The sequence below is a fragment of the Aliiroseovarius sp. ABM4_368 genome (assembly GCF_056161205.1).
Map to the genome: position 1 here is coordinate 328,219 of NZ_JBSWYR010000001.1, position 13,307 is coordinate 341,525.

The 13,307-nt window shown below is 57.9% G+C and carries 12 protein-coding genes; 1 reads left to right on the forward strand and 11 read right to left on the reverse strand.

The window, feature by feature from the left end; genetic code table 11:
* Positions 1-41: 41 nt before the first annotated feature.
* From ACXAH3_RS01710 to ACXAH3_RS01730, 5 genes are all read right to left on the reverse strand, one after another.
* A complete protein-coding gene (locus tag ACXAH3_RS01710) occupies positions 42-836 on the reverse strand; it encodes a crotonase/enoyl-CoA hydratase family protein (RefSeq protein WP_474860337.1) in 795 nt (264 codons plus the stop codon).
* 57 nt (positions 837-893) lie between these two features.
* On the reverse strand, positions 894-1,337 hold the full coding sequence (locus tag ACXAH3_RS01715) for a PaaI family thioesterase (RefSeq protein ID WP_474860338.1): 444 nt from the start codon (positions 1,335-1,337) through the stop codon (positions 894-896).
* Between the two features lie 67 nt (positions 1,338-1,404).
* On the reverse strand, positions 1,405-2,067 hold the full coding sequence (gene pdeM / locus ACXAH3_RS01720) for a ligase-associated DNA damage response endonuclease PdeM (protein WP_474860339.1): 663 nt from the start codon (positions 2,065-2,067) through the stop codon (positions 1,405-1,407).
* 46 nt (positions 2,068-2,113) lie between these two features.
* Entirely contained in the window at positions 2,114-4,543 is a 2,430-nt protein-coding gene (locus tag ACXAH3_RS01725) for a ligase-associated DNA damage response DEXH box helicase (protein WP_474860340.1), read from the reverse strand.
* 111 nt (positions 4,544-4,654) lie between these two features.
* Entirely contained in the window at positions 4,655-5,968 is a 1,314-nt protein-coding gene (locus tag ACXAH3_RS01730) for an ATPase (protein WP_474860341.1), read from the reverse strand.
* A gap of 127 nt (positions 5,969-6,095) precedes the next feature.
* Between ACXAH3_RS01730 and ACXAH3_RS01735 the strand changes: the two genes are divergently transcribed.
* Positions 6,096-7,787: an MFS transporter gene (locus ACXAH3_RS01735; RefSeq protein ID WP_474860342.1), complete on the forward strand. Its 1,692-nt coding sequence runs from the start codon at positions 6,096-6,098 to the stop codon at positions 7,785-7,787.
* Between the two features lie 54 nt (positions 7,788-7,841).
* Here the strand turns inward: ACXAH3_RS01735 and ACXAH3_RS01740 are convergent, their stop codons facing one another.
* The 6 genes from ACXAH3_RS01740 to ACXAH3_RS01765 form a co-directional block, all read right to left on the reverse strand.
* Positions 7,842-8,342, reverse strand: a complete 501-nt coding sequence (locus ACXAH3_RS01740) for a prepilin peptidase (protein ID WP_474860343.1) — start codon at positions 8,340-8,342, stop codon at positions 7,842-7,844.
* 4 nt (positions 8,343-8,346) lie between these two features.
* A complete protein-coding gene (locus ACXAH3_RS01745; RefSeq protein ID WP_474860344.1) occupies positions 8,347-9,213 on the reverse strand; it encodes a tetratricopeptide repeat protein in 867 nt (288 codons plus the stop codon).
* Positions 9,214-9,243: 30 nt separating this feature from the next.
* Positions 9,244-9,771, reverse strand: coding sequence for a tetratricopeptide repeat protein (locus ACXAH3_RS01750; RefSeq protein ID WP_474860345.1), 528 nt, complete (start codon positions 9,769-9,771; stop codon positions 9,244-9,246).
* Between the two features lie 110 nt (positions 9,772-9,881).
* On the reverse strand, positions 9,882-10,856 hold the full coding sequence (locus ACXAH3_RS01755; protein WP_474860347.1) for a type II secretion system F family protein: 975 nt from the start codon (positions 10,854-10,856) through the stop codon (positions 9,882-9,884).
* A gap of 12 nt (positions 10,857-10,868) precedes the next feature.
* Positions 10,869-11,831: a type II secretion system F family protein gene (locus tag ACXAH3_RS01760; protein WP_474861137.1), complete on the reverse strand. Its 963-nt coding sequence runs from the start codon at positions 11,829-11,831 to the stop codon at positions 10,869-10,871.
* Positions 11,832-11,839: 8 nt separating this feature from the next.
* Complete coding sequence (locus tag ACXAH3_RS01765; protein WP_474860348.1) at positions 11,840-13,297, reverse strand: CpaF family protein; 1,458 nt, start codon at positions 13,295-13,297, stop codon at positions 11,840-11,842.
* Positions 13,298-13,307: the final 10 nt, after the last annotated feature.

Consider the following 13,307-nt stretch of genomic DNA (forward strand, 5'->3'; position numbering starts at 1 on the left):
CTTCGGGTTTGATGCAGACATTGCCCAATGGCATTAACCCCTCAATCCTTAAACTCGGCCTTCCGCTTCTGCATCCCCGCCATCACCGCCTCCATCTGATTGGGTGTGCCCATCAGCTTTTCTTGCGCTTTGCTTTCTGCAATCAGCGTCTCGCGGGTGTCCATCAGCTCGGTGTCGCGGATCAGGGCTTTGGCGGCGCGGATGGCGTCGGGGGATTTCGAGGCGATCTCGGTGGCGATGGCATGGGCGCGTTCCAGAGGTGTGTCTGAGATCTCGGTCACAAAGCCCCAGTCCAGCGCGGCGGGGGCCTCGAATTGCTCGGCGGAATAGGTCAGTTTGCGGATTACGTCGCCCCGCGCCAAGCGGCGCATCAGGACCATGCCGCCCATGTCGGGTATGATGCCCCAGCGGCCCTCCATGATGGAAAAGCGCGTGTCAGGCGCACTGATACGCATATCCGCGCCCAACATGATCTGAAACGCGCCGCCGAACGCATAGCCATGCACGGCGGCGATCACCGGTTGGGGCATTTCGGCCCAGACCATGCTGGCGGCTTGGAAGAGGTTCGAGTTGTTGTGGGTGCGTTCCAGAAACACGCCGCCCTGCATCGCGAACTGCGCAATCTGCGGCATGGCGTTCAGGTCCAGACCGGCCGAGAACGCAGGCCCGTCGCCGGTCAGCACCACGGCGCGGATGTCTTTGCGTGCGGCGAGGGTTTCGCCCGCGTCCACGATGGCGCGGATCATATCCAGATCCAGCGCGTTGCGCTTGTCTGCGCGGGTCAGGGTGACGGTGGCGATTTGGTTTTCTTCGGTGATGGAGACGCGGTCTGACATGAATTTATCCTTTGTGTTCAACGAAGTTTGCGCTGCCGAGCAAAAGGCGCGCAAGTCTCACGTGGCGGCAACCGGGATGTCGACGGGGACCATTGTTCCGATCAGCCGCGCGATGTGGGTGGTCTTGTCACCATCGACGGCCCAGACGTCGGCCTCGACCGGGATCAGGCGGCGTCCGGCTTTGATAACGCGGCCTTCGGCGATCAAACGTTGGCCCTTGGCGGGTGCGAGCAGATTGATTTTCATCTCGGCGGTCAACACTTCTTGATCCGGGCGCATGATGGACATCGCGGCATAGCCTGCTGCCGTGTCGCCCAAGGCGAAGGTCAGCGCCGCATGGCCGAAATCGTGTTGCTGTTTCATGTCATCATGGATGGGGCTTGTGATGCGGAAAACCCCGTGGGCGCAGCTGTCCATCTTTGCCCCAACAAATGTCATCAGGGATTGCGCTGCGAAGCTGTCGCGAAGGCGGGTTATCGTGTCGGCGGGCAAGTCGGTCATGGCGGATCCTTTCGCGACCAGCATAGCCCGAAGGGGCGGTCGCGAAATTGAAACGCGGCGTCATGACTTAGCGCGGCATCGGAATAGGGCGTGGGGGATTGCCGGTCAGCACCGCGATGGCTTCTTTCCGCATCAGGCGTGACAAGGTCAAATCGTCCGAGCGCAGTCCGCCGGTATAAGTCCCGTAAGCGGGCAGGATCACGCGGTCTGCGTCAAACAGCATACAGGGGCGACTGACGGACCCGCTGCGTAGGTGAAGTCGCGCTTTGGGGTGATAATGCCCCGAGATTTCGCCGCTGGCACCGTCCCGCGCGATGTGGCGGAAATAGAGCGGCGGTTCGTGCAGCTCGGCCAAATGGGTGCCGCCAAATTCAACCGGGCCGGGGTCGTGGTTGCCTTCGATCCAGACCCAGCGCCGTCCTGCCATCAGACGGGTGATCCACAGCATCTCGTCCTCGGGCAGATTTTGTGCCGCGCGTATGTCGTCGAAACTGTCGCCAAGGCAGACGACGATGGCAGCAGCGGTGTGGCGCAGGTCTTCTTCCAGCCGTCCCAGTGTGTCGCGGGTCTCGTACGGAGGGAGCATGTCGCCGAGGCGGCGCACGATACGTTCCGATTTTCCGAGATGCAGATCTGATATGCATAAAAGAGATCGTTCCGGCCACCACAGCGCACCAGATGGAAGCAAGACAAGCCGCTTGCCCGCAAAATCAAACTTGAAACCCTGCATACTCACACCCTTCCCGAGACGAGTGTGGCACGGTGGCTCGCCCCTGTCACTCAGGAAGAAGCGCCGACAGGCCGGATTGTTCCATCAGGCGATCCGCCTCGGCCTGAAGCAGAGCTTCGCGGCCCGCGCCTTCGACGGGGACTTTGCCGACTTCAAGGAACAGGGGGGCGGCGAAGGGCGTGACCTGATCCGCGACCACGTGGTCAATCCGGCCATCGGTGCGGGTCAGCATTTCGTCAATGCGGCCAAAGCCGATAAGACCGCGCATTGCCTCGGTCCGGGTGATCTGCAAAAGCAGATGGTCGGGGTCGTATTTGCGCAGCGTGTCATAAAGAATATCGGACGAAAACGTCGCCTGTCGCCCAGAAGATCGCTTGCCCGGAAGGTTGCGGGTGATCAGCCCGGCGATGGTCGCGGCCCCTTTGAAACTGCGTTTCATCAGGGCGTTGTCCGCCAGCCAGCCTTCGAGCCCGTCATGAAGCTGATCCGCGTTTAGTACCTGCGCAGGGTCGTTTATCGGTTCGATGGACCAGATTAATGTGGCGTAATCCGTGGCGACAAAGCCAAGCGGGCCAAGGCCCAACTCCTCCATCTGGCGGGTGACCATCAGGCCCAGAGTTTGCTGGGCGTTCTTGCCCGCGAAGCCATAGATGCAGGTATGGGCGCGCTCGTCATGATCGAAACTTTCCACAAGGATGCGGCCCGCGCGAGGCAGTTGGCTGACCCGTGCCTGCAAGCGGATCCAGTCAAGTGTGTGCTGGGGCAGATCGGGAAGGGTGGGGCGGTGTAGCAGGTCCAAGATACGGACGGAAAGCTGCGTCGAGGTCGCAAATTTCGTACCCGAAAATACGGCCAGCTTTGGCTTGCGACCACGATCCCGGCTGACCTGCACCTCCATCTCGCGCAGGCTTTCAAACCGCACGATTTGCCCGCCCATCAGGAACGTGTCGCCGGGCACCAGAGAGGCTGCGAAGCTTTCTTCGACCTCGCCCAACGGCTTCCCGGCAGACGCCCCGGACCGCCCTTTCATGCGCACCTTCAGCGTGTCTGTGTCGATGATCGTGCCGATATTCATGCGCACTTGTTGCGACAAGCGGGGATCGCGTAACCGCCACAAGCCGTCCTCGCGCTGCATCAGCCGTTGCCAGCGGTCATAGGCCTTCAGTGCGTAGCCACCGGTCGCCACGAAATCTAAACAGGTGTCAAATTCGGCGCGTGTCAGATCGCGATAGGGGCCTGCGCCTGTGACCTCGGCGAACAGGGCATCTGCGTCGAAAGGGGCTGCGCAGGCGGTGATTAGGATGTGTTGGCAGAGCACGTCTTGCGGGCCGGGGCCGCGGGGGTCTCCGTCCAGATCATGGGCCAGCACGGCTTCGATTGCGGCGTGGCATTCAATCACTTCCCAGCGGTTGGCAGGCAGGATAAGCGCCTTCGACGGCGCGTTATAGCGGTGATTGGCGCGGCCAATGCGCTGTACCAGACGTTTCACGTTTTTGGGCGCGCCGACTTGAATGACCAGATCCACGTCGCCCCAATCAAGCCCAAGGTCCAGCGACCCGGTGCAGACCACCGCACGCAACTGGCCTGCGACCATCGCAGCTTCGACCTTTTTGCGTTGCGCCAACGCGAGCGATCCGTGGTGGATGCCGATGGGCAAGCCGTCGGAATTGGCCAACCAAAGCTCGTGAAAGAAGATCTCGGCCTGTGCGCGGGTGTTGTGGAAAATCAGCGTCGTCTTGTGCTGGGCAATCTGTTCAAGCACCTCGGGGATGGCATAGCGCCCGCCGCCGCCCGACCACGGGGGCGGGGTGTCGGTGGACAGCATGCCGATGTCCGGGTCCGGGCCGGGGTCGGCCTGAACGATATGGCAGGGGGCGGGGTGGGGCGCGATGAAACGCGCCAGCGCCGCAGGGTCCTCGACCGTCGCGGACAGCCCGACACGGCGCAGCCCCGGACACATGGCTTGCAGGCGGGATAGGCACAGCATCAGCTGATCGCCCCGCTTGCTTTCCGCCAGCGCGTGCAATTCGTCCACCACCACGCGTCTCAAGCCCGCGAAGATGCGCGGGGCGTCCTCGTAACTTAGCAACAGGGCAAGGCTTTCCGGTGTCGTCAGCAGGATATGCGGCGGGTCGGCGCGCTGCGCTTTCTTGCGGGTCTGGGTCGTGTCGCCAGATCGATCCTCGACCCGGATGGGCAGGCCCATGTCGTCAATCGGCGTCGTCAGATTGCGCCGCATATCCGCCGCCAGCGCCTTCAGGGGCGAGATGTAAAGCGTATGCAGACCGGGGGTTGGGTCCGCTGCAAGCTCGACCAGACTAGGCAGAAAACCGGCCAGCGTCTTGCCGCCGCCGGTGGGCGCGATCAGCATCAGGGCTGGATTCTGCGCACGCGCGAGTATCTGAACCTGATGCGGATGGGGCGACCAGTTGCGGTCGGAAAACCATCTTTGAAATGCGGCGGGAAGGGTGGTCATGGGTGCAGCATAGGGGAAACATGCGGCGGGGCAATCGCGTGTTTGCCGCCCAGACATGGAAAGGGGCCGACAATTGTCGACCCCCTGCAAGCATTCCGGTGATGTGCCCGATCAGTGCACGATGTCTTCTTCTTTGACGAACATGTTTTCCCATGCGCGGTCGATCAATTCGGGCGTCATCTGGTACGGGATGCCCTCGAACTCGCAAATTGAAATCATCTGGTCGATTAGGAAGATCGGCTGATAGTTCGCATAAACGTTGTCGATCAGGGGATACTTGTTTTTCAGAAGATAGATCAGAGCATCCTGCGACAGAGGCATCTTCCGTTTCTTCGCGACCATGGCGAAGATTTTCAGAAAGTCCTCCTGATCCGGGCCGTCGATTTTGATCTTATAGAAGATCCGGCGCAGGGCCGCCTTATCGAAGATCTTGTTCGGGTGGAAGTTGGTCGAGAAGATGACCAGCGTGTCGAAGGGTACCTCGAATTTCTCGCCTGATTGCAGGGCCAGAATATCCTTGTTTTCTTCCAGCGGAACAATCCAGCGGTTGACCAGTGCCTGCGGCGGTTCGGCCTGACGGCCAAGGTCGTCCACGATGAAGACGCCGCCGGTGGATTTCAGCTGAAGCGACGCCGTATAGGTTCGCGCCGTAGGGTTATAAACAAGGTCCAGCATGTCCAGTGACAGCTCACCCCCGGTGATCACGGTCGGGCGGTCGCACAGCACATAACGGCGGTCATATTTCCGGGCCTTGCGGCGCAGCGCGTCGGGATTGTCGAAATCCTCTTCCGCCGAGGAATGCACAATCGGGTCATAAACAGTGATGATCTGGCCGGAATATTCGATGGCTTTCGGAACATAGATTTTGTCCCCGAGCGCATCCCGGATCCCGTTTGAAATCGAGGACTTCCCGTTGCCCGGAGGGCCGTACATCAGGATCGAACGGCCTGACCCGACTGCCGGGCCCAGCTGGTCCAGCAGGTCATTGGGCAGGATCAGATGCCCCATCGCGCCGGTCAACTGGTCGCGCGTCATGGTGATGTTGCGGATCGACTGGCGCTTCACCTGCTTGGCATAGACATCCATCGGGACCGGCATGGCGCCGAAATATTCGGACTGTGACAGCGCATCCAGCGCGCGGGCCTTGCCGGTGTCTGACAGGCGATACCCCATTTCCGAGCTTTGTGCGCCGGCATGCATGGTGCCCATCGCCTCGACCAGGCCAAGGTCGCGTCCCATATCGATCAGCTCTTGTACCACGCGGGCAGGGACGCACAGGGCGCGTTCCAAATCGGTGATCCGTTCCAGATTGGTGCGGAACATGGTTTTCAGCAGGATGTCCCGCATCATCACCGTTGTCAGCCCAAGATCGCTTGCGGTTTTCAGCCCCGGAGGAGCAATCATATCAGCCGGTTGCACATTCATTTTCTTTGCCCGATCCTTGGTTCAGATGGTTCTGTTGTTGTCTGAGTACGTATATACTCTTTTGCTTACAAAGTCTTGCCTGAGAATGCATTGACGCTAATTTGGCTACAAAAGAATGAGGGCAGGTATGAGCACAAATCGTGGTAAGATTTTGGCGGTCTTCATGACCGCGCTTCTGGCAGGCTATGCGGTGCTGACATTCGCCAAAGGCGGATTTTACATCGGCAAGCATGAAGGGGACACGTTGCACCTGCTGCAAATGCTGTTCCGAATGCAAGAGGGCGAGTTGCCCCACCTGGACTTCATGACCCCGATTGGCATTCTGGCCTTCGCCCCGATAGTCGTGTTCCTGAAAGCGGGAATGGGCGTGGGGCAGGCGATATTGGCGGGGCAGTTTCTGGTCGCTGCGTGCCTGTTTCCTTTTGCGTGGTGGGTCGCGCGCAGCCGGTTCGTTCGGGGCTGGGCCTATCTGTTTGCGGCGACAATCCTGATCTTTGCCGTGGCGCTGGTACATGGCGAAAGTCAGGATTCGGTGTCGATCTCGATGCACTATAACCGCTGGGCTTGGGCCGCCGCCTTCTTGGCGATTTCGGTTGCGTTCCTTCCACCGGTCAATGATCGAGATCGCCCCATAGTCGACGGGGTGGTCGTCGGATCCATGATGTCAGTTATGGCATTGATCAAGATGACTTATTTTGCGGCCTTCTTCTTTCCAATCCTGATTGGGCTTCTGGCGCGCAGCGCGTGGAAAACTGTGATTTGGGCGATGGTCAGCGGGCTTGTAATCGCTGGCTTGATGACGCTGATCGTGGGCACGCCGATGTTCTGGTTGACCTATCTTTTGGACCTTCTGAATGTTGCGGGCTCGGATATCCGACCGCAGCCGGGACGCGAGTTCAGCGACGTCGTCAGCGCGCCGGCCTATTTGGGCGGGTCACTGGTTTTGTTGGCATCGGTGATCTTCTTGCGGCAGGCAGGTCGTCAGACGGAAGGGATGATGCTGTTGTTTCTGGCCCCGGCCTTTTTCTATGTCACCTTCCAGAACTACGGGAATGATCCGCAATGGCTGTGGCTGTTGGGTATCCTTCTGTTCGTACGCCTACCCGAGGCAGGGGCGCAGAACGGATTTGGTTGGGACCTTCGCCGAGCCGTTACAATCTGCGCGGTTGCCGCAATTGCGTTTTCTACGCCAAGCATGTTGAACCTGACGGCCAGCCCGTTTCGCCATTTGGCGACCAAAGAAGAGGACTATGAGCCATTGCTGCCGGCATCTGGCGTGCATGAAGATCTGAAATCCTACGCGAAGCGGATGTATCAGTTGAACTATGTCTCGGCTCTGGATGGCCCGGACACGCCTTTCGCCCAATACGCCGAGCTTGCCGATCGCGAAAAAACTGGTGTGAATTTCAAGGGTGAAGGCATTGCGTTTTGTTCGCTCGATACAGGGCTGGTGGGCTGGTATGAAACCGTCGCCAAGGACTTGGCCGCGTGGAACAAAGGGGCCTCGTTCTTTACGGCGGACCTGCTGAACAGCTTTTGGCTTTACGCTGATTTGACGCCGGTTAAAGGCGGTGCTCCGTGGTATTACGGAGATCTGTCAGGGATCGAGAACGCCGACTACCTGCTGGTTCCCAGCTGCCCAATCGGGGCTGATGTGCGCAATTCCATCCTTGACGATATCTCGGCGCAAAGCTGGATTGATCAGGTCACAGAAGTGCGGCGGACCGATCTTTACACGGTCTATGCCTTGCCTGGTCTGAAGGCAGAGCCGGTGCCAGACAAGGACGATCAAGAAGAAGAGAACGGCGATCAGGAATGAAAAAAGCCGCGCGATCATCCCTCACCGCGCGGCTTTTCTTTGGGTTCGATCTGATCAGGCGCCGCCAAGTGCGGCAAAGGTCAGATAGGTCAGGAAGGTCAAGCTGATGCTGAACCCCATCGGATAATCCTTGTGGGTCCAGCTTTTCCAATCTGGCGTCCGTTCGCGCAGGGCCGTGATTTTGCGCAGCATCCGATGGATGGCAAAGCCGAACAGGATCATGAACATAAAGATCGCCAAGATCAGAAACCCGTCTGCAAGCGCGATATAGGGGGCGATGGCGGCTGCGAATTTCGCGTCTCCGGCCCCCAGCATGTTGGCCATGTTCATGGCAAAGCCAATTGCCAGCACAACAGCGAAATGCGACCAGCGCCAGAGGTAAGTTTCCATATCAAGGACCAACAGGCCCAAAACGGCGTATCCTGCCAACAAAACAAGTACTGCCTTGTTGGGGATTTTCATGCGGGACAGGTCAGACCAGATGATCCAACCGCAAACGATAAGCGCCAAGGGCAGAAAGGCCAGAGCAGCCGATTGTGTCAATGCGGTGATCATATGATTATCCGTTCGAGACGTTGTTTTCCAAAGCCTCCAAAGCGCGCGAGGCGGCTTCGAAATGCTGTGGGTGCGTGTCGATGGCTTCCTGCAAAAGCGCTTTGCCGGTTGTCACATCACCCTGTTTGATGGCGGACAAGGCCAGCGTATGCAGAAGCTGCGCGCGTTCGATCTGGGACATTTTGATGACCGGAAGATCGTATTTGCGCTGAGCGCCCCGGGCCAGAACCAAATTGTTCTTGGTGGTAAACCGCGAGCTGTCATAGCGCAGGGACTGCGTGAACAAGTCTTCAGCCCCCTTGTAATCGGCGCGTGTCAGTTTGGAATAACCCCAGTTGTTCATAACGGTCGCCGGGTTGGTCGTCAGGCCTACAGCCGTCTGATAGAAGCTGTCGGCTTTCTTCCAGTTCTCGTTGCTGTCGGCCACCATGGCTTCCAGACGATAGCGGCGGAAAGTTTCATGCGTAGGGGGGATTTTGTTCAGCTCGGCTTCGGCCTTTTCCCAATCTCCAGCGCGGATCAGCGCGTCTGCATATGACACCCGATCTTCATTGGTTGCTCCTGGAAGGGACAGAACTTTGACCCAAACACTGACGGCTTCCGCTGGTCGCTTGGCGCGGATAAGGGATTGACCAAGCCCGCGTTGCAGGTCGATGCGATCCGGTTTTTGCTGAACGGCGGTGCGGAAATAGTTCACTGCTTCGTCAGCATCCCCGACGGTCAGCATAATTTCGCTTAGATTGCTTTCATCAATGACATTCAAGTCACCCAAGGAACGTTCGACGTCTTCGCCCTCGTCATTGGGTTTTTGGCAAGCCGATAGTGCCATGGCGCTGCTTACGCAGAGCGCAAGAAGAATGGAATGGCGCATGTTTGCGTCCTCTACTGCTCGTCTCTTCGTCTAGATTTCGGACAGAAGAAGGTAGTCACCCGCCCCTCTGCGAACCAGCGAAAATGTATCATTATTGCTTGGATCATAGTCCGGATTGTCTTGATTGGCGAGCGCTAGGCGCAAATTCTCTCGAATTTCGGCAGATTGGCCACGATCCAAGCCAAATGCGATCTGAAAAACACGGGCAGCTTCGCCAACCTGACCGGTTTCCATCAGCACGACCCCAAGGTTGTTCCAGGCCGGGGCAAAGTTCACGTCAATCTGCGTGGCTCTGCGCAGAAGTTTCTCGGCCTGTCCCAAACGACCAAGTTGCAGGTTGGCCGATCCGATGGCGGACAGGACGTCGACTGTGATCCCTTGCTCTGCCGCGGCACGCAAATAGGCTTTCAGCGCCAATTCATGTTCGCCAGCTGATGTCAGGCGATGCCCAAGCGTCAGCCCGTCAATCGACCCGTCACCGCGAAACGTGCTGGGTGCATAGGGGCTGTCTTCAGAGCTTCCAAACCCGGTTGTTTTGCCCTCGCACCCTGACAGCACGAAGGCGCCGCACAGGGTCAGGGTGCAAGTTGTTAAGAACGGGAGGCGTCTAGATGGGGCAGATGAAGGCACGAAGTTTGGCATGGGTATCTTGGTGCCTTTCAAATGCGTTAGAACTGAACCTTTTTGAAGGTTTCAATAATTTCGTGCACAGACGGTCCAAGCAAAATGATCAACAATGGCGGTACGGTCAACATCATTGTTGCCAGAGTCATCTTGGTGGGAAGCTGGTTGGCTTTCTCTTCGGCCCGCATCACGCGTTTGTCGCGCATTTCCGATGCATAGACGCGCAGCGCTTCGGCAATGGATGTACCGAAGGTCGAGGACTGGATCATCACCGTCACGAAGCTGGAAATATCGGCCACGCCCGAGCGTTCGGACATATCCCGTAACACCTGCACGCGGTCCTTGCCGGCTTTCATTTCGTTCGAGACGATGCTGTATTCATCCGCCAACGCCGGGTATGAGGCGCGGATCTCGGTCGAGACGCGCAAGATTGCCTGATCCAAAGACTGACCCGCTTCCACGCAGACCAGCATCATGTCCAGCGCATCGGGGAAGCCGTTGATGATCTCTTCCTTGCGTTCTTCAACGCGGCGCGTGACCCAATATTTCGGCAGCATATAGCCGCAGACACCCGGGATCATGATCCACAGAATCCGCGCTTGCGTGGTCAGTTCTTGCCCATTCGAGGTCTTCAACAGGGTGATGAAGACGCCAACGACCAAAAGCCCAATGCCAAGAATAAATTGTGCAAAGTGATAGGTCTGGACCGCATTCTTGCCGGGATAACCGGCCTGCAGCAGTTTCAGTTGGATGGCCGAAAACTCTTCCGCGTCCTGCGGTTCCAGAAACGCCGAGTATTTCTCGAGCTTGGTCGAGCCTTGGGCGACACGAAGGTCGGCCTTCTCGGCCTTGTTCTTGTTTCCCTCGCGCAGCTCTTTGACCTTGGTCAGCGGGTCGACTTGCTTGCGAAGGGCGAAGGGCAGGGTGATCACGATCAAGATGATCCCGACGCCACCCAGTGCAAGAATGGGCCCGGCGGGGCCAAGAAGGTCGATCAGATAGTCATTTAGCTGCTGCATTTTGAATCCGACCTATACTTTGATGTTCACAAGCATTTTCATTACGAAAATGTTGGTGACAAGAAACGCCGCCACAACCAGGCAGGCTGGAATGAAATAGGCGGTCTCGCGGACATCGTCGTAGTAATGGGGATCAAGCAGGTTGATCATCACCAGTGCAACCAGCGGGAAGCCAGACAGGAACGTACCCGACCACTTGGCTTCGGCCGTGATGGCGCGCACCCGGCGGAACAGACGAAAGCGCGAGCGGATAACCTTTGCCAACCCGTCCAGAATTTCGGCCAGGTTACCACCCGAAGTCTGCTGAATGGTCACGGCAACGGCCAAAAAGCGCATGTCTTGGTTGTCCATACGCTCGGCCATGTTCGACAAAGCCTCGCCCACGTCACGGCCATAGGCGCTTTCATCTGCAATCAGACCCATTTCCGTACCCAAGGGGTCGGGAACCTCTTTCGCAACGCTTTGCACAGCCGAGGTGAATGGGTGGCCAACACGCAGCGACCGCACCATCAGCTCGACCGCGTCAGGCAGTTGTTCTTCGATCATCGACATGCGTTTGTTGGCTTTCTGGTTAACCCAGACGTAGACGCCACCAACGCCCATCACGATCGCCACGCCGATACGAACGGGCAGGCTTGCCCCTGTCGCGACGGTCAGGCCGAAATAGGAAAACACGGTCAAAACGCCCATGATCATGACCAACTGCGCTGGTGTGAAGGCCAAAGCGGCCTTTTGGGCTTTGGTCGCCAAGATCGAATAGAACGGAATGCCCTGCGCCCGGACGTGCTGGCCCATCTCTTTGCGGAGCTTTTCCAACACTTCTTCGCGTGCGGCACCCTTTTCCAGCATGTCCAGACGGCGATTGACCCGATTGTTCAGGCTGATCGACTTGCCAAAGACGGTCAGATACAGACCTTCCACAAGCAGAAGTACAGCAATGAAAATAAGGCCATAGATGATAAGATCGACAGATATCGTCACGGTCAGTCGCTCCAAGGCTCATAGATCGAGGCGGGCAGGTCATAGCCCCACTGGCGGAAACGCTCGGCATAGTGCGAGCGCACGCCAGTCGCGTTAAAGCGGCCGATGATTTTGCCATCCGGGGCCAGCCCCAGACGCTCGTAACGGAACACCTCTTGCATCGAAATCACTTCGCCTTCCATGCCCGTGATCTCGGTGATCGAGACCATGCGGCGCGAACCATCCTGAAGTCGGCTGGCCTGAACCATCAGGTTCACAGCGGATGCAATCTGGCTGCGGATCGCCTTGATCGGCATTTCGATCCCGGCCATCGCCACCATGTTTTCCAAACGCGACACCGCATCGCGGGCCGAGTTGGCGTGGATCGTGGTCATTGATCCGTCGTGACCCGTGTTCATGGCCTGAAGCATGTCGATCACTTCTTCGCCACGCGTCTCACCCACGATGATGCGGTCAGGACGCATACGCAGAGCGTTTTTCAGACAGTCGCGCTGACTGACAGCGCCTTTGCCTTCCACGTTGGCGGGCCGGCTTTCCATTCTGCCTACGTGGGTTTGTTGCAGTTGAAGTTCCGCCGTATCCTCGATCGTCAGGATGCGCTCGCTGTCGTCAATGAAAGAGGACAGAGCGTTCAGGGTTGTTGTCTTACCAGAACCCGTACCGCCCGACACAATCACGTTCAGGCGGGTGGCTACGGCAGCTTGAAGATAGGCGGCCATTTCTTCCGAGAAAGCGCCGAAATTCACAAGTTCATTGATGCCCAGCTTGTCTTTCTTAAATTTACGAATGGAAACGAGCGACCCATCCACCGCAATCGGTGGCACCATCGCGTTGAAACGCGATCCATCGGCCAAGCGGGCGTCAACATGCGGATTGCTTTCATCGACGCGACGACCAACGGCGGACACGATCTTGTCGATGATGCGCAGAAGGTGGCGTTCATCCTTGAAGGTGACGTCTGTCAGTTCAAGTTTACCTGCGCGTTCAACAAAGACCTGCTGAGGCCCGTTTACCAGAATATCGTTGACGGTTTCATCTTGAAGAAGCGGTTCAAGCGGGCCAAGCCCCTTCACTTCATCATAGAGTTCCTGGTTCAGCAGCAGCCGTTCGTCGCGGGTCAGAACCACATCGCGGTCGCTTAGGAAATCCGATGAAATATCGGTAATTTCCGAGCGCAGGTCCTTTTCGGTCGCGGCCTCAAGGGCAGCAAGGTTCAAGTTGTCCAGAAGCTCTTTGTGAAGCTCGGTCTTGATCTCGGAAAGCCGTTCCTTACGCTTGCGTTCTTTGTCGGTCGCAGCGGGCACTGCCGGAGCAACTTTCTTTGCTGGTACATTGACCTGCGGCTTAGGTTTTTCCCCTTTCGGAGGGGGCGCTTGGATAATGCCCTCTTCCAGTCGACTAGCATCTACGGCTGACGGCTGAGTTTGGGGATTGGCAGGCTTTTTATATCGCGAAAACATGCGGCCTCCG

Bases quoted from the DNA above. Each gene is read 5' to 3' on its own strand.
- ACXAH3_RS01745 (WP_474860344.1), bottom strand. From the start codon at position 9,213: ATGCGCCATTCCATTCTTCTTGCGCTCTGCGTAAGCAGCGCCATGGCA.
- ACXAH3_RS01755 (WP_474860347.1), bottom strand. From the start codon at position 10,856: ATGCAGCAGCTAAATGACTATCTGATCGACCTTCTTGGCCCCGCCGGG.
- ACXAH3_RS01725 (WP_474860340.1), bottom strand. From the start codon at position 4,543: ATGACCACCCTTCCCGCCGCATTTCAAAGATGGTTTTCCGACCGCAAC.
- ACXAH3_RS01715 (WP_474860338.1), bottom strand. From the start codon at position 1,337: ATGACCGACTTGCCCGCCGACACGATAACCCGCCTTCGCGACAGCTTC.
- ACXAH3_RS01730 (WP_474860341.1), bottom strand. From the start codon at position 5,968: ATGAATGTGCAACCGGCTGATATGATTGCTCCTCCGGGGCTGAAAACC.
- ACXAH3_RS01740 (WP_474860343.1), bottom strand. From the start codon at position 8,342: ATGATCACCGCATTGACACAATCGGCTGCTCTGGCCTTTCTGCCCTTG.
- ACXAH3_RS01735 (WP_474860342.1), top strand. From the start codon at position 6,096: ATGAGCACAAATCGTGGTAAGATTTTGGCGGTCTTCATGACCGCGCTT.
- ACXAH3_RS01710 (WP_474860337.1), bottom strand. From the start codon at position 836: ATGTCAGACCGCGTCTCCATCACCGAAGAAAACCAAATCGCCACCGTC.
- pdeM (WP_474860339.1), bottom strand. From the start codon at position 2,067: ATGCAGGGTTTCAAGTTTGATTTTGCGGGCAAGCGGCTTGTCTTGCTT.
- ACXAH3_RS01765 (WP_474860348.1), bottom strand. From the start codon at position 13,297: ATGTTTTCGCGATATAAAAAGCCTGCCAATCCCCAAACTCAGCCGTCA.